The sequence below is a fragment of the Methylomonas defluvii genome (assembly GCF_033949435.1).
GTDB lineage: Bacteria > Pseudomonadota > Gammaproteobacteria > Methylococcales > Methylomonadaceae > Methylomonas > Methylomonas defluvii.
Genome location: NZ_JAXARY010000029.1, coordinates 19,420 through 35,696 on the forward strand (window position 1 = coordinate 19,420; position 16,277 = coordinate 35,696).

Sequence of the window (16,277 nt, forward strand, 5' to 3'; positions counted from 1 at the left end):
AGCATTTTTGCTATAGTGTCAATTGCGCTATTCTCCCCTACTGTGGTTGTAAGCCGGAACCCCAGAAAATTTTGTCACACTGAATGAACCTATTTTGCGTATTCCAGCAACCAGTTCCGATTCCACTCAGGCCATCGATTCCGACACGATTGCTATGACAATGCGGCCACGGAAAGCTGGAATCACAGCTTAAAAGTGGAAGCGATTCATGGTGAACGGTTTGTCACTCGCCATGCAGCCAAACAACACGTCTTCGAATATATCGAGGCGTACTACAATCGCAAACAGCTCCATTCAACATTGGACTATATGTCCCCTGAAGCCTATGAACTTAAATTTGTCGCTTAGTGAACCGTCTGGGAAATTGGGGCAAGATCAGTCAAAAAAACCTTCGTTTGTTAGACAGTGTGACTGTTAAACGTATTGACAACGTGCGCACGTTTCGGCTATATAGACAAATGAACCTTTTGCTGAGGGCAAACCCATGCAACCAATCGAGCCGACTGAAAGCGGTAGTCCAATCCGTGACATCAATATCAATATTCGCGCTCAGCGTAGGCAACGAGACCTGATCGACCAAGCCGCCGAGTTGTTAGGGAAATCACGCACCGATTTTATGCTGGAAACGGCTTGCCGCGAGGCTGAAGACGTATTGCTTGACCAGCGCGTTTTTACCCTTGACGCGGCGGCGTTCCAGAAATTTCAAGCCTTGCTGGACGCACCGCCAAGCGAGAACCCTAAGCTGCGAAAATTGATGGCGACCAAAGCCCCATGGGAGCCGTGATTGTCGGAACTTCAAAAATGGAACGCCCCTGCCCCACTGACTGCCGCGCATGATGTAGCAGGCTTCGATTGTGGCGAGCCAACCCTTGACCATTGGTTGAAACACCGCGCCTTGCGCAACGAAGGGCGCGGGGCGTCGCGCACCTATGTGCTCTGTACCGATCAACAAGTGGCCGCGTATTACTGTCTCTCGACAGGTTCCGTTGACAGCCAGCTTACGCCGGGCCGCGTCCGCCGTAACATGCCAGACCCTATTCCCGTAATGATCCTTGGCCGGTTGGCGGTTGATGTCGCTTGGCAGCGGCATGGACTCGGCAAATCCTTATTGCGTGATGCGATCTTGCGCACGGTTCAAGTTTCCGAGGTTGTCGGCGTCCGTGCGCTGCTGGTTCATGCCCTATCCGAGCAAGCCGTGAATTTTTATGCTTCGCACGGCTTTCATCCATCCCCGACCCATCCGCGCACGCTGTTTTTGCCGTTATCGGAGGTGTGAGGGATGGGTTACGCGTTCAATCATAGGCTTGCCAAAATCCAATTGGTGGCAGATGGTAGTATATCGGAGCATGCGGCCAGTATTTTTTGGGCAGAGCAGCGAGAAGCATTGCTGCATGAACGTCGTGCTGTAAAAAGATAACTTGGTTGGGTGATCTTGGTTCTGAATGCTCGATTTCGAGCCCATTTTGCCTATCGTGTTTCTCCGTAAAGTCGCGCAAATCCAGATTTTGCGAACTGGAGGGCTAAAAAGCGGTCACTGGCGACCTCAACCAAGCGGCCATATACTGACACCGTCGTATACTGGGGGACCGTAAGGATTCCTTCGTAAATGAGTAACATCTTCATCAGGTATGCTGCATTTAATGGAATTCAGACCGATGTTTACGCCTTCTAAATGTAGCGAACGGCTAAAACCTGCCGGTGGTGATGCCGGCGAAATTTTTAATCTCTATCTACAACGAATGGCGGCTTTATGCCAAGCAACCTTGGGCTGTATTCGGCTCGACCCGGCCAAAACCGGCCAGTGAGGATATTATCGAAAATTTTCGCCCCTAATTTTAACGAATGGCAGCTTTTCGGCAAGCAACCTTGCATCCTCTTTGGCTCGACCCGGCCACAAGCGGACTGCTGTCTATGATTTTGAGTGACAGCAATTGGATGGGTAATTGCCTTCCAAATTAGCAATATACTTGCTTGAAAGACCTGAGCCCAATCTCCGTTTAAAAAAAGATTAACATTTTAGGTAATCTACTCGAATCGCCTTCCCCCTATTGAGATACCTCCCTTTCCATTTTTCGGGGTAAGAGCTAGGCAAAAGTTTGGACTGGGTCCTCGTCGCTCCTCTATAATTCTGTAGGCTAATTTATATCGCGGCAGTGTGGCCTCGTAACCGTGATGTGACATACACTGTATGACTTGCGATACCTTATGTTTAAGTATATATCGCTCCTGGCTACATACACCTTTGTGAAGATAGTTGAAACCACAATTGTCAAGGATTTCGAAGGGGATATAAACAGAAGTAGGAGCCATCCTATTCACGAACGATATTTGTTGTTCGAAATAATAGTCGTTGAGCGACTGATAACCTTTTTCCGACATACACTTGAGGATGTCAGTGTTAACCAAGGACTCAAGTTGACCGTCTGGTAGATAATTGCCGCCACAAAGCCCCCAATCGGTACGTTCGTCAGTAACTGTTGCGCCGTGCTTCCGGAAATAGGTCATCTCTTTGTACGCACACCCCTTTACGAAAAGTAATATTGACATTAGTAAAAGAATATTGATTTGCCTATCCAATCTAGCTCTACCTTTACTTGCAGTCAGACTTAAAACCTATAACAAAGCTGCCATTCGCCTCCCTTAGGCAGCCATTACTATCAAGATAACGACCGGCGGTTACAATTTTTTCGTTATCAATTCCGTTTGGTCGCTCGTTAAACTTCATGTCTGCGCCCCCACTACTCTGGGGAATTTTTTGTAACCATAGAGTATTGACACCAGAATGCCAATGAACTTTGCTTGTATCACCACATTCGGAGGTACCAGACATACAGAAATGAACAGAGTAGTTGCCAGGTTGGAAAGTATAAAATTTTGATTTTTCGGCTGGAATAGTACCCATTTTTGTATCTTCAACGTAAAAATCTTGGGCACGATAATTTTGATTGTATATGGTTAATTTTACTGGTTCAGTTTCAGTACTTTCGATGGCTAGGGGCGGAGCACTGACTTTTCCAATCCCGATATTAGGCAGGGTGCCTGAGTTTGAAATCGAAGTAACAGGAATAGGCGTTTCCAAAGAAGGCGGTACAGGATCGACTGAGACATTTCGCTTCCCTACATTAATCAACCGATTTTCTATTGACTTGACTATTTCTGGGGTCACAGGCTTCAATTTCATGTTGTAAGTTGGGTGCACCCCCATCCGATCAAAGACTTCGTATTCGCTATTGTTTTCATTGAAGGCATAATAGATTTTTGCTGTTCCATCCGAATTGAAAAACCTTATCGAGCGAAACTGCGCAAGGCTATCTATAGGGATCCTTTCAGGGTTTCTCAGAAGGATTTCCGAACTCTTTAACCGCTTTTCGATTGCCTTGACAATTTCTGGAGTAACGGGTTTCAACTTGGAGCTATATATGGGGTGCGCCCCTTTCCGATCAAAGACTTCGTATTCGCCATTGTTCTCGTTGACAGTGTAATAGACCTTTGCTGTACCATCCGGATTGAAGAAATTCATCGCCCGGAATTGTGTAAGGCTATCTATTGGGATTCTTTCTGGTTTTATTTGAAAGAATATTGCCCCTACCTCATCTAAGTCTCTCAATAGATTTTTCAGTGTGATGTTAATCTGAGGAAACTGTTGGGTTAATCCAGGTCCAATGATCGTAAAAGCAATCAGGAAAATTATCTTCGTTTTGAGAAACGTTAGATCTGGCTTTGTTCCAGTCAAAAACCAGATTAATGACAAGCTCATTGAGCCAACGATAATCACCATCACATTTTTTCCACTGACTGGATGAATATTAATGACTAAACCGATGATCAGGAAGAATAATGCTACCGATGCTTGTAAATTGATAAAAAATCGTAGGGACGGATATTTTTCTGCAAAGGCAGTAATGCCGACCAGTAACGGGGCTGCAAACATTAGCAAAGCCATTAGCATAATGCTGAAGGCCATCAGGCTTATTGTCATGACCATCTGAGAGTTGAGCGCTGATGCAACCCAGAAAACTATTGCATCGCACAAAGATGCAATTAACAAAGCAAAAGCGAGCCGTTTAAGGCTAGCTAAATAACTTGCAATTGTTTCAGTAGTCCAGGCGGTACCACCTTCGACGATGACACCAATAAGCTTAAAGATTTCGACAAGGAGAGGCTTTCGGGTGTCGTCAATGGTCAATTTGTCTTTCCTTTGATTATTCGCAAACGTAGACCTCTTATAGCATTAGCTAGCGCAGATATTTCGCTATCTAAAACTTTACAAAATGAAGATTCATGGTCTTCATGAGTTTTTGATTCGAAGACATCTTGCTTGTCTAACTCTGGCTTTTGCGCGCGGGCAGCTTTGAATAATCCGTGCCGTGTTGCTGGGTCGGTTCGACACAACCAATCCAGTAAATGTCGCAAATCTTCGCTAGGAAGTTTAGCCAACTCGTATGCAAGTAGGCGTTCTTCGTGGGTCGATGCTTTTTCAAGTATGCGTTGTGCAAGTTCAGGAGCTGCATTAATCACCACGTTCTTGAGTATTTTGTGAATCGTGGTGTCTTCGGCTAGGCGCTGTTCAAGGAAAGCAGACAGGAAATAAAGAGCTCCCTCTGCTCCATATCGCGCATTTGTCGGTAAATTACCTAGTTGCTCGGCCAACGAGCTGTGCATGACGGGGTCATACACAGTCGAGCCTAGTAAGCGATTCGCGTAGCTTGCTGCCACACTGGTCAATAAGTTGTTTATATCGATCATCGTAGTCTAAATCAAATCTTAGTGGGTCGAGTGAAACGATCGAGAACAATTTTACAAAGACTATCGATGTAACATATTCCTCGAGATTCTATCAAACCAAAACAGGTGTGGATTTGATACCAAACTAATATGTTTATGCTACACCACAGGCTTTAAGAACAAGAACAATAACACCCAAAACAATTGCCCAAGGCAACATTGTCACCATCAATCCTACCATTACTCCGCCGGCAACAGCTCCAATGACAATATGGATTAAATAGTCGGAAAAACTTGTAACCGAATCAGAGCCGATTGCGTCTACAAGCCCCGCAATAGCTCCTAGCACCCCACCGATTAGTGCCGCTTTTTCCTTTATGGTTTCCCAAAAATCATCGTTTTCTGGAGAGAGCTCATTGTTATTTTGCTTTTGATGAGGCGGACTACCAGTATGTTCGACGTACTTATCGCCAAACAACCCTTCGCGGGCTCGTGATTCACCTACCTTATTCCCATCGTTATCTAAGTGTTCGATATATTTGTCGCCAAACAACCCTTCGCGAGCTCGTGATTCACCAACCTTATTCCCCTCATTGTCTAAGTTTTCGGTATATTTATCACCAAGCAACCCTTCACTGGCTCGTGATTCACCTGTTTTATTGCCATCGTGATCAGTATGTTCAATATATTTATCCCCGAACCAACCCTCACGATTCCTCGATTCTCCAATTTTTTCACCTGAATCATCGACATGTTCAGTGTATTTTTCGCCTAAGATGCTGTCTTTTTTTCTCGACTCACTCATGTGTTTTTCCTCGTCATCTTTTTTGTTTCCTGTAGATTCGCTCATGTTCCTTGTCCTTGTCAAATTTCGTTAGCTAAACCTTTCAATGGAGTAACTACGTTAGCCTGAAAGCCTGTTTGATGCCAACTTCCTGTCATACCAATATTGCTTAAAGCGGAGTCCGCGATGGATCCAGACTGTGTAAAACGCTAGATTTGGCAAAATTAGCTTACGGTCACTATCCGTGCGACAAACATATGACCTAATGAGACAGGAAATTATTGCCAAAAGCTATCTTTGAATTAGCGACAAAAAAGAGCAATTAAGAGCAAAGTTGTGCCATAGCATGCGATTACTTTTTATTAAAGATAATCTTGAGAGTATTGCTAAATTCAATTCCTGGAGACCTTTTCTTATACACTTCGTTTTTGCAACTAGCCCTGGTTCAGCCTGGGCTTGATCAAACGTGATAAGGGCTTAGCTTATGGAGGGGTGTGTCTAGATCATGATTTGCAGGAGCAACAGGTATGCGAAAGCGAGGAGTCATTTTCAGGAACACAACTCACAGCTGTACTAATTCAGAATTTTTCTTATGAGATCCCTGTTCTAATCCATTCCATGAATGAGAATTAGGCATCGGGCATGTTTCAAGCGTTGACCAAAGCAGATTTCGCGGTGACCCGTAATCCTTTTATTCATTTGAATCAGCAGCGATTTTCCAGTTGGTCTGCTGAAGTACAAGAAAATTGGATCTACATCGAGAGTTTTAATTAATCGACTGGGGTGGCTCTTATTTTATGCAGGCATTATGGTTACGTTGCTGCGCCAATACTTAGTTCTTTGTGAAATTCACCTAAACAACACTTCGGCCCGCCGATAGGTGTATTCCATGGCTTGTTGCCGTAATCGTTGACGTTGAGTTGTGATTTCGGTTATTTCGCTGGCGTTCATTTGCCAGCGCAAAAAACGCGATCAAGTATTGCAATCAAGCAACCTTCTTACCTTGAATGACAGGTATGTATTCTATTGCAGCCAATAAAGCTCCTACCTCTGGTGTCTGAAAAGGGTCGGTTGGGTACAGTGACGAACGGCCGCTTTCAGGAATCGGAATTCAATGACGGCTTTCCGGCGATGAATCTGAAGAGCGGACGGTCAACACCCGACCCTTAACTGCCAAATAGGATTAATTTGCAGTGGCAGGAAAAGGCAAATAAGCTGTCGTTCAAAATGTAGTTCTTCAAAGACACGATTCACTATGTTAAATCAGCATCTATAGGCATCTTCATGATCTTAGTACGAATGTTATTTATTGCAGCAGCATTCGCGGTACCTCTGTTAAGCAATGTGGCCCTAGCCAGCACCGTCCTAGGCGTGCCGTGTTATAACGAGCCAATCTGTGCAACCGACATCAAAAATCTCGAATTTCAAGGAAAGGTTTACGACGTTTCTTTCACGAATAACGAATTCTATAAAATCTACCCAAATCCCTCGGATTATTTGTTCTGGGGAGACCCAATGGGTGCAACACAAATGACCGAGTCAATAATCGCAGTCCTATCGGCAAATGGAATTATTTATATGGGGGAAGACAGCGGTTCATGGTCAACAGTGCTTTTTTCCAACGGCTTTAGCATGCCATACCGCCCACTAAATGACTTTGTGGCTTATTCAATTGTTGGAGCTTACTGGGGAAGCGCTCCTTCTGGCACTTGGAACATATACCAATCAACACATAACCTACAAGGCGGTATTTTTCCTGAATTTACTAATGTATCCGCAATACCTTTGCCTAGCACAATTTTGCTCTTCTCGGCGGGGCTAATGTTTTTTAGCTTTCTGAACTCCCATTTTAGAAAACAAACGATTGTTTGATCGAGTAAAACTCAAAAGCCAACAATGCGCTTCGTTAGACCGATTTCCGCTAAGCACAAAGTAGACGGTTGAACTGTAACTTAGACCTATTCATTCCTAATGACACAAATTCCTGATAAAAAAGACCCCGAAATGAAAAATCACGATAACCGTTGGTGGGAGTTCTACTTTGTCCGGTATTTCGTAGGTACCGCAATTGGTGCGATTGTTGTTTTGTTTCTTGCGACAGCAGATAGCCCTGTATTTACCAGTCAAGGCGAGCTAGCCTCAATCCTAAAGACGCTCAAGCCTGTGAAATTTGAATCGGGGTACATTGCGGTTTTGGCGACGATGGGCTTGACATTCTGCTATGTCGCTAGCGCACCAATCTTAGTGCTTCATGCGATAAGAGGGTCGCTGCTAAAAGTTCGCGATATTATGAACTGGACGCTAATTATCATCTTTACATCACTAGTATTAACAGTATCTGGAGCACTAACTTGGACTCTATGGAGCGCCTTGAATGTCATAGTAAATCCGTGGTACTCACAAGAATTTTACGCCGGCACGGCATTTTTATCCCTGGTTTCCTTGATATTTGTGGGCCAGCTTTTTTTGCTATGGATGGCCATGTCAGGGCGAGAACAACATTCCTTCGAATACTACGATCAACTCGTGAAGAAACGTGCCGATGCAAAATCTGCGGGCATTGAATATGTTGAGTCTTATCGACATTTGAGAGAACACGGCAATGCATTTTTTATTGCATTGCTTGAACTACTATTGGGTGCAGCATTGTTTTATTCCCCAGTTTCATGGGGAGTCGTGGTTATGCTGTGGATATTTCCCGCCGCCGGAATATGGCTCTTCGGAACGTTACTAGAGAGCCGTAATTTCTAACAACTTTGTTGGTTGGCTGTTATAAATTCAATTGCCGTAATTCGAATTAAACGGGCTAAGGCTAAGGCGGCTTTTGGCCGGTCGGGGCCATTGGCAGTTTTGAAAATGGAATCCTTGACGGATTTAATCGGAATACGCATGGTTCGAAATTTTTCATTTTTTGTGTCGTTCGACATGAAAAGATCCGAGTGGATTTGGTTCTTAGAACCTGAATAAAAGGATTGTTTGCAACTGTGCTAGCGTCTTGCACTAGCCAGTTGAGCTTTATTTGATGTGCTCAGAGAGTTGACAGTTGATAGTTAATGAACTTTACGATCCTAAACTGCCCGTGACTTAGCCAAAGTTAATGACTGCAATTCATCCGCAATCAGCCAACCCATACCATCCTCGCACCCCATGCTCAGCTTCAAAAGCTTTCATAACTAACTGGGTTGGAGTATGACGAGGATCACAGTTAACAATGGTTTTATGCAATAGTATTTCGAAAATTTAATTCAGTTAGGATAAGGATAACAAATGAGTTACCAAGTATTAGCGTTGGCTTGCGAGCAATTACCTTATCGAGACAAGCTGCGTCTTGCCCAGTTGCTAATACAGTTAGCAAGAAAAGAGGAAGAAGAGCTTCATCCAGAAAAAAGAGTACAAGAACCGAAAAAATCTGAAAATACTAATAGCAAAGAACAAAATAACGATACCTTGGCTTATGTAGTAGAGAGGCTTTTAAAGTCTAAGCCACAAAAAAAAGCTGCACTGCTAAACTTTATCAAAGCAATGTATCAATTTAAGGGGGCACTTTCAGATGCTGATGCCGAAAAAATAATTAATGAGTTACAAAAAGGAAAAGTAATTAAAATTGATGGTTTAAAGATAACGTATTTGTAAATTAGCCAGAAGGTATCACCAAGCGTAAGTTTTGTAACAAAAACGCGTCGCCAAAAATGGCAAATTTTACGCATATGCGAACTTAAGCGGTTTCACGGCGTTGACCGAACAAACCTAAGTCGCTCAACATCACCGGCGATATCGTGCCGGCCTGTTAGCTTTATTCAATTGGCGTGTAATAGAAGGAACCCATGGCTACTTTGAACGAAAAACCAGTCCGCTTACTGATGCACGATATGGTGGCGTCCATGGGACTAGTGGCCGGCCAGAGCTTCTCGCGGGAACAAGCCGTTCAGTGGTTTGCCGCGAACTATCCAAACGTAAAACAAGGAACGGTAGCCGCACACCTCATTCGTCTATCAACTAACGTTCCAACACGCCTTCAATATAGCCCACGCGCAGACGGATCAGACGACAAGTTCTACAAAATCGATAGCTCACACTTTCGGCTATACGAACCAGGACGCGACCCCACTCCAGTCTCGGAACTAACTCCTGAAGTCGAAGAGCTTTCAGACGTATCCCCTGAAACTTCAAGCGAGTTCGCATACGAGCATGATTTACGTGACTACTTGGCACGCAATCTTCACATCATTGAGCCGTCGCTGAAGCTCTACACCGATGAAGGCATTACTGGTGTGGAGTTTCCCGTCGGTGGGCGTTACATCGACATATTGGCGGTCGACGGTGCTGGAGGCTATGTTGTCATTGAACTCAAAGTGTCAAAGGGGTACGACCGTGTTGTCGGGCAGCTACTTCGCTATGTAAGCTGGATCAAGAAGAACCATGCGGAATTCGGTCAGCAGGTGCGAGGCATCATTATCGCTAAGCAGATCAGTGAAGACCTTCGCCTAGCATGTTCGGAGGTGCCTTCGGTGTCACTTTACGAGTACGCACTGTCAGTTACAGTCAAGCAAGTGGTACTGGAGAGCGAATGATGCCCAATCCTTCACTCGAAAGTGCGTTACTGTTAACCTGACTTCTCATCTTAAACATTAAGTGACTGTTTTCGGATTTACTGCCGCCATACGCAAAAATTTTCGAATGTCGTGTTATGGCCGGTTGGTTGAGGTCGCGAACGACTGCTTTGCAGTGCGTCAGTTCTAAGAATCTAGATTTGCCTGACTGGCTGCTTTAGAGAAGCGTGACCGTCAAAAATGGGTCGTTTGAACTCAGTGACGAACGGCCGGTTCCAGGTATCGTAATTCATGACAGCTTTCCGACGATGAATCTGAAGAGCGGTCCACCTGGCGGTTCTCTTTCCCTTTGGGGCCGATAGGAATCATGATTTACCCGTTCAAAATCGGTAGCAGCCAAAAAATAAGCCGCTACCTTTTTGAGTGGCTATATTTCTGTCTGCTCTGAAATCTCCAGGGCGTCGTCAACTTCTATGCCTAGATAGCGAACAGTACTTTCGAGCTTTGTATGACCCAGCAATAGCTGAACAGCCCGTAAGTTTTTGGTTCGACGGTAAATCAAAGTCGCTTTTGTCCTGCGCATTGTATGGGTTCCGTAAGCAGCCGGATCAAGACCAATCGAGGTCACCCAATGCTCAACTATGCGAGCATATTGCCGCGTCGAAAGGTGTGGCGAATCATGAATCCGACTTGGAAAAAGGTACTCATCGGATTTCAGTTGCGCTTGGCTTATCCAATTTGCCAATGCGTCGCGGGTTTGTTCAGTTATCTCAAATTGAACCGGTCTATGCGTTTTCTGCTGCATGATGATTGCGCGTGATGACACTCGACCACCTTGCGCCACATCGCAGACTTTAAGCTTGACCAAATCGCATCCCCGAAGCTTGCTATCAATAGCAAGATTGAATAACGCTAGTTCACGGGTGTTTTTTGCCATCTGCAAACGAATGCGGATGGCCCAGATTTCTTTCAGTTTTAGTGGCGATTTTTGACCAATCAGTTTACCTTTGTTCCACGGCATGCGTTGCTTGGTTTGGATTTCTTGGTCCATGACAGACTCCTAACGATTGTTTGAGGAGAGGCCATGAAACCTTGGATTACTTTTACTAGCCGCAGAATAAGGTAAGAACCCGATATAAATTGTTAACAGATATAACAATCTTCAGCAATCCCTTGATGAAATATCTGTTACTCCCGATTTAGACGCTATTCCAAATTCTCAATCTCCTTTATGATTACATGTGAACCACAAATAAACAGAGCGTAACCATGGCCACTGAAGCTTTTACCGTTAGAACCGAATCAGACATCGTGCATCAACTCGATAGCATGGCAGGCGCTTTGGACCGCTCCCGCAATTACTTAGTCAACCAAGCCTTGCGCGAATATCTGAAAACCCATGCCCGGCAAATTGAAAAAATCAACCAAGGCATAGCCGCCGCTGACCGTGGCGAAGTCATCGAGAATGACGAAGTGATAAAGGAAATGGAAGCCATCGCTCAGCCTGCAGCCGGAGACGATTTCTTTAACTATGCGGGCATTTGGGAACATCAAGACATCGACCAAACGTCCATTCGTGCCAAAGCCTGGCCGGATCGGCGCGGATGATTCTCTGTGATACCAATATCCTGATTGAATTTTACAAAGGCAATCCGGAGATCATCCAAACCCTCAGAACCATTGGACCAACTAATATAGCGGTCAGCGTCATCACCAAAGCCGAACTGTTTTACGGCGCTAGAGACAAGCAAGAACTGGCCAAAATTGAACGCCATCTTGGACAGTGCCATTGCTACGGCCTGAATCCGGCCATTTCCAGCTTGTTTATCGACTTGATGCGGCGCTATTCGCTCAGCCATAAAGCCTCGGTCCCCGATATGTTGATTACAGCGACCGCGATTAGCCATGATGTGGCGCTGTACACCCTGAATACCAAGGATTTCAAATTCATTCCTGACTTGAATTTGTACCTTTAACGGACTCTACGAAAGGAACCTACCGTGCCCATTCTGCACTGGCTCAACAAAAACCAAGCCGTCAAAACCGTTAGCCAATGCGCTTACCGTTTGTTGGAAGAAGTGCCGGCCTTGTCGTATGGCGATCCAGATAACCGGAATATGCTGATCCAAGGCGACAACCTGGAAGCCTTGAAAGCGCTGATTCCGTTCTACGCCGGCCAGGTCAAATGTATCTACATCGACCCGCCGTACAACACACGCTCGGCTTTCAGCCATTACGACGACAATCTGGAACACTCGATTTGGTTGAGCATGATGTACCCGCGTCTGGAACTGCTGCGGGAATTATTGAGCGAAGATGGTAGCATCTGGGTATCCATCGACGACAACGAAGCCCATTATTTGAAGGTGATGATGGATGAGGTGTTTGGGCGGGGGAATTTTGTTGCGAATGTTCTCTGGCAGAAGCGAACATCACCTGATGCTCGGATTCAGCTTGGCGGAGCCCACGACCATATAATGGTGTATGCGAAGTCAGCTGAAAAAGTCGTGTTTAGGAAATTAACCATCTCACCTGAACAAGCTAAAAACTTTAAAAACCCTGATGATGATCCACGGGGACCTTGGGCTTCTGCCGACTTTACTGCGCAGGGATGGCGACCAAATCAAATGTATAAATTGCGTTCACCTAGTGGACATGAATTTGAACCGCCTCCAGGACGCTGCTGGGGAAATGTTGAAAGTGAATATAAACGCCTACTTCATGAAGGTCGGATGTGGTTTGGCAAGGATGGTACAGCTAGGCCTCGTGTAAAAAATTATCTTTCTGAAACTGAAGGAATCAGCTCTTGGTCGTGGTGGACCAATTCCGAAGTTGGCCATAACCAGGAAGCAAAAAAAGAAATCAACGTTTTGTTTGGCGCTGATGATGCTTTTGATACACCGAAGCCAGAAAGGCTGTTAAGTCGCGTTTTCGAGATTGCTACTGACAATGGCGACCTCATCCTCGACAGTTTCCTCGGCTCCGGTACAACTGCTGCCGTGGCCCACAAAATGAACCGCCGTTACATCGGCATCGAAATGGGCGACCACGCGCAAACACATTGCCAGACCCGTTTATGCAAAGTCGTTGATGGCGAACAGGGTGGCATTTCCAAAGCGGTCGATTGGCAGGGCGGCGGCGGCTTTCGCTTCTGCAAGCTGGGCGAACCGGTGTTCGATGCTTACGGCAAACTCAATCACGACATCAAATTCGCCGCGCTAGCCGCTCACATTTGGTACGCGGAAACCAAAACGCCGCTGGCAAAATCCGCCGATTCGCCGTTGCTGGGCATGTATGACGGCACCGCCTATTACCTGCTATACAACGGCATCCTCGGCGACCGCCGCCCGCAAGGCGGCAACGTGCTAACCTCGCGCGTGCTGGCCGAATTGCCCGGCCTTGGCGACCACGCCGGCCCGGTCACAATCTACGGTGAAAGCTGCCGTTTAGGGCCGTCACGCCTGGCTGAGCACAACATCACCTTCAAACAAATTCCTTACGACGTGAAAGCGTTGTAACTCGAAGCAAGGATTGCCATGCTGACCTTAAAAGGCTACCAACAACGCGCCATCGACACTTTGGACGGTTTTCTGTCCAAGGCCCGCGACCGGCAAAATGTCACGGACGCTTATGCCGAAGCGTTGCAAGAGCAAGGCTTGCCAGCATTGGCCTACCGGGATTACGGCTTTGCCGAGGTGCCTTATGTGTGTTTCCGCATTCCCACCGGCGGCGGTAAAACCCTGCTGGCATCTCATGCCATTGTCACAGTCGCCAAAAGTTATCTGGATACGGATTTTCCGATTACTTTGTGGCTGGTTCCCAGCAACACCATACGGCAACAAACCGTTGAGGCTTTGAAAAAGCCCGGTCATCCGTACCGGGAAAAACTGGATTTTGCCTTTAATCATCAAGTGCTAGTGTTGGACATTGATGAGGTCACGCAAATCCGGCCACAAGACATCGGACAGAAAGCCATTGTGGTGGTATCGACCTTGGCCAATTTGCGCGTTAACGATACCTCCGGACGCAAGGTCTACGCCTATCACGAAAATTTCGAGCCGCATTTCGCCAAGTTGCCGTCGAATCATCCTTATCTGGATAGGCTGGAAAAAGTCAGCGAAGCCGATATTCAGGAAGTGGGGTTGAGTGCGAACGAGCTCGGCAAAATCAAATACTCGTTTGCCAACTTGTTGGCCTTACACCGACCGCTATTGATTGTCGACGAGGCGCATAACGCCAGAACCTCATTGACCTTCGATACTTTGCAGCGGGTGCATCCGGCCGCGATTATCGAATTTACCGCTACACCCAACACCTCAACCACCAACGGCAGCAACATTCTTTACCACGTTTCAGCGGCGGAATTGAAGGCCGAAGAGATGATCAAGTTGCCGATTATCTTAACTGAGCACCAAAACTGGCAGGATGCGGTACGCGATACCGTCATCACCCGCAACAAATTAGCTCAGGATGCCCAGAAAGATGAGGCGTATATCCGCCCGATTGCCTTGCTGCAAGCCGAAGCCAAAAACGGCGAAGTGACCGTTGAGGTGTTGAAAGCCTATCTGACCGATGATTTGCATATCGAAGCCGACAGCATCGCCATTGCCACCGGCAACCAGCGCGAACTGGATGGCCTGAATTTGTTCGATCCTGCTTGTCCGATTGAATACATCATCACCATCGAGGCCTTGAAGGAAGGTTGGGATTGTTCATTTGCCTATGTGTTTTGCTCAGTCAAGCAAGTCAGTTCCAGCAAGGATGCCGAACAATTGCTGGGCCGGGTGTTGCGCATGCCGTTCGCCCGCCGGCGGCTGATTGAAGATTTAAACCGGGCTTACGCGCATCTAGCCACCAAGGGCTTTGCCAATGCCGCGAAGGAATTGACTGACAAGTTGATTGCCATGGGTTTTGAGGAAATGGAAGTTGCGGCGTTTTTGCGGCAGCAAGCGCCGGTTGGTGATCGGCAAATCGATTTGTTTGGACCTAACGCCGGAGAGGATTCCAAACCAGTGCTGGCTTCTTTGGTGATTGAATTGCCTGCCATGCCGGATCTGGAGCATTTGGACGACGCCGACAAACGCCAATTGGCTATCAGTGAGGATAACGGCGCTTATGTCGTGCGCATCAGCGGTGAAGTGTCCGAACCGTTGCAGCAAGCCTTGCTGAAAGCGGTGGGTAAAAAGCCTGCTCAAGAAGCCATCGCCCGCGATTTGCGCATCCACAATCAAAGTATCCAGGCACAAAAATCACCGTCCGAACGCGGCGAGAAGTTTGGTCGTTTGCCGTTGCTATGCGCTTACATTCAAGACGAATTGGAACTGATCGAACCGGAAACTATTCTGGAAAACGGTCAGTTGAACTTGCTCGATTACCCGGCCAAACTGAATAACTTCCGCATACAGGAAACCAGCAACAGTTTTTCCATCGATCTGGATGGCAAGGAAATCAGTTACCACATTGCCCAGCAAAATGAGGTGATTAACCTCAATGAAGATTTATTGGATGTCACCGAGCAGGACTTGATTGGCTGGCTGGATCGGGAATGCAAGCAAGCCGATGTCATGCAGCGCGACCTGATTAAATTTAGCGCCCTGCTGATCAACGATTTGCTGCAAACACCCAATATCAATTTGACCTCATTGGTACGCAACAAATACCCCTTGCTACGGGCGGTTAGAGATTTGATTGGCCTATACCGCAAACGTGCGCAAAAAGCCGGTTACCAGCAAACCTTGTTCGGCAATGCGGCGCAAGTGGTATTGACGGATGAGTTTGTCCATCGCTTCTCGCCAGACCACTACCCAGCGCGTCCGCCGTATTACGCTGGTCGCTACAAATTTCAAAAACACTTTTATCCGATTATTGAGGACTTGAAAGCTCAAGGCGAAGAGTACGAATGCGCCAAGGCGATTGATAGCCTGCCAGAAGTGAAATATTGGATTCGGAACCTGGTGCGTCGGGATCATGCCTCATTTTGGCTGCCGTTGGCTCATAACCGCTTTTACCCGGACTTTATCTGCGAACTGACGGACGGGCGGATGCTGGTCGTCGAGTACAAGGGTGAAGCCTACTCCAGTAACGACGATTCAGCCGAAAAGCGTGCGGTGGGTGAATTGTGGGCCAAGTCTAGTAAAGGACGATGCTTGTTTATTATGGCAGTTGAGCAGGATGGTCAAGGCCGAGACGTTAGGCAGCAAATACAGGATATGGTGTAA

The 16,277-nt window shown here is 46.5% G+C and carries 16 protein-coding genes and 1 pseudogene; 12 read left to right on the plus strand and 5 right to left on the minus strand.

Going from position 1 to position 16,277, the window contains the following annotated elements:
* Nucleotides 1-150: 150 nt before the first annotated feature.
* The 4 genes and pseudogenes from QLH52_RS21975 to QLH52_RS21990 all read left to right on the plus strand — a co-directional run.
* Nucleotides 151-348 (plus strand): annotated as a pseudogene (locus tag QLH52_RS21975) (IS3 family transposase); the annotation flags it as partial.
* A 136-nt stretch (nt 349-484) separates the two neighbouring features.
* Nucleotides 485-784: a type II toxin-antitoxin system TacA family antitoxin gene (locus QLH52_RS21980; RefSeq protein WP_319962952.1), complete on the plus strand. Its 300-nt coding sequence runs from the start codon at nt 485-487 to the stop codon at nt 782-784.
* Entirely contained in the window at nt 785-1,276 is a 492-nt protein-coding gene (locus QLH52_RS21985; protein ID WP_319962953.1) for a GNAT family N-acetyltransferase, read from the plus strand. It abuts the gene before it with no gap.
* A gap of 379 nt (nt 1,277-1,655) precedes the next feature.
* On the plus strand, nt 1,656-1,805 hold the full coding sequence (locus tag QLH52_RS21990) for a hypothetical protein (RefSeq protein ID WP_319962954.1): 150 nt from the start codon (nt 1,656-1,658) through the stop codon (nt 1,803-1,805).
* A gap of 785 nt (nt 1,806-2,590) precedes the next feature.
* On the opposite strand, the gene QLH52_RS21995 is transcribed toward QLH52_RS21990, so the two are convergent.
* The 3 genes from QLH52_RS21995 to QLH52_RS22005 form a co-directional block, all read right to left on the minus strand.
* Nucleotides 2,591-4,186, minus strand: a complete 1,596-nt coding sequence (locus tag QLH52_RS21995; RefSeq protein WP_319962955.1) for a hypothetical protein — start codon at nt 4,184-4,186, stop codon at nt 2,591-2,593.
* Nucleotides 4,183-4,650 (minus strand): hypothetical protein, encoded by a 468-nt coding sequence (locus QLH52_RS22000; RefSeq protein WP_319962956.1) that lies wholly within the window; start codon nt 4,648-4,650, stop codon nt 4,183-4,185. Before QLH52_RS22000 ends, QLH52_RS21995 begins: the two co-directional genes overlap by 4 nt.
* A 229-nt stretch (nt 4,651-4,879) precedes the next feature.
* The gene (locus QLH52_RS22005; RefSeq protein WP_319962957.1) at nt 4,880-5,575 is read right to left on the minus strand and encodes a DUF2231 domain-containing protein; all 696 of its coding nucleotides are present in this window, start codon (nt 5,573-5,575) and stop codon (nt 4,880-4,882) included.
* Between the two features lie 1,218 nt (nt 5,576-6,793).
* On the opposite strand from QLH52_RS22005, the gene QLH52_RS22010 reads away from it, so the two are divergent.
* Nucleotides 6,794-7,381 (plus strand): hypothetical protein, encoded by a 588-nt coding sequence (locus tag QLH52_RS22010; protein WP_319962958.1) that lies wholly within the window; start codon nt 6,794-6,796, stop codon nt 7,379-7,381.
* 99 nt (nt 7,382-7,480) lie between these two features.
* Nucleotides 7,481-8,260, plus strand: a complete 780-nt coding sequence (locus QLH52_RS22015; protein ID WP_319962959.1) for a hypothetical protein — start codon at nt 7,481-7,483, stop codon at nt 8,258-8,260.
* On the opposite strand, the gene QLH52_RS22020 is transcribed toward QLH52_RS22015, so the two are convergent.
* Nucleotides 8,257-8,436, minus strand: coding sequence for a hypothetical protein (locus QLH52_RS22020; protein WP_319962960.1), 180 nt, complete (start codon nt 8,434-8,436; stop codon nt 8,257-8,259). The two genes, QLH52_RS22015 and QLH52_RS22020, sit on opposite strands and share 4 nt — an antisense overlap.
* A 340-nt stretch (nt 8,437-8,776) precedes the next feature.
* On the opposite strand from QLH52_RS22020, the gene QLH52_RS22025 reads away from it, so the two are divergent.
* Complete coding sequence (locus QLH52_RS22025) at nt 8,777-9,142, plus strand: hypothetical protein (RefSeq protein WP_319962961.1); 366 nt, start codon at nt 8,777-8,779, stop codon at nt 9,140-9,142.
* 191 nt (nt 9,143-9,333) lie between these two features.
* Nucleotides 9,334-10,080, plus strand: coding sequence for an endonuclease NucS domain-containing protein (locus tag QLH52_RS22030; RefSeq protein ID WP_319962962.1), 747 nt, complete (start codon nt 9,334-9,336; stop codon nt 10,078-10,080).
* A 406-nt stretch (nt 10,081-10,486) separates the two neighbouring features.
* On the opposite strand, the gene QLH52_RS22035 is transcribed toward QLH52_RS22030, so the two are convergent.
* A complete protein-coding gene (locus tag QLH52_RS22035) occupies nt 10,487-11,110 on the minus strand; it encodes a tyrosine-type recombinase/integrase (protein ID WP_319962963.1) in 624 nt (207 codons plus the stop codon).
* Between the two features lie 218 nt (nt 11,111-11,328).
* Between QLH52_RS22035 and QLH52_RS22040 the strand changes: the two genes are divergently transcribed.
* The 4 genes from QLH52_RS22040 (at nt 11,329) to QLH52_RS22055 (ending at nt 16,277) form a co-directional block, all read left to right on the plus strand.
* Nucleotides 11,329-11,667 (plus strand): CopG family ribbon-helix-helix protein, encoded by a 339-nt coding sequence (locus QLH52_RS22040; protein WP_319962964.1) that lies wholly within the window; start codon nt 11,329-11,331, stop codon nt 11,665-11,667.
* Nucleotides 11,664-12,035 carry a type II toxin-antitoxin system VapC family toxin gene (locus QLH52_RS22045; protein WP_319962965.1) on the plus strand — a complete coding sequence of 124 codons (372 nt, stop codon included), beginning with the start codon at nt 11,664-11,666 and terminating at the stop codon, nt 12,033-12,035. Before QLH52_RS22040 ends, QLH52_RS22045 begins: the two co-directional genes overlap by 4 nt.
* Nucleotides 12,036-12,125: 90 nt before the next feature.
* Nucleotides 12,126-13,577 carry a site-specific DNA-methyltransferase gene (locus tag QLH52_RS22050; protein ID WP_319962966.1) on the plus strand — a complete coding sequence of 484 codons (1,452 nt, stop codon included), beginning with the start codon at nt 12,126-12,128 and terminating at the stop codon, nt 13,575-13,577.
* A gap of 18 nt (nt 13,578-13,595) precedes the next feature.
* Nucleotides 13,596-16,277, plus strand: a complete 2,682-nt coding sequence (locus tag QLH52_RS22055; RefSeq protein WP_319962967.1) for a DEAD/DEAH box helicase — start codon at nt 13,596-13,598, stop codon at nt 16,275-16,277.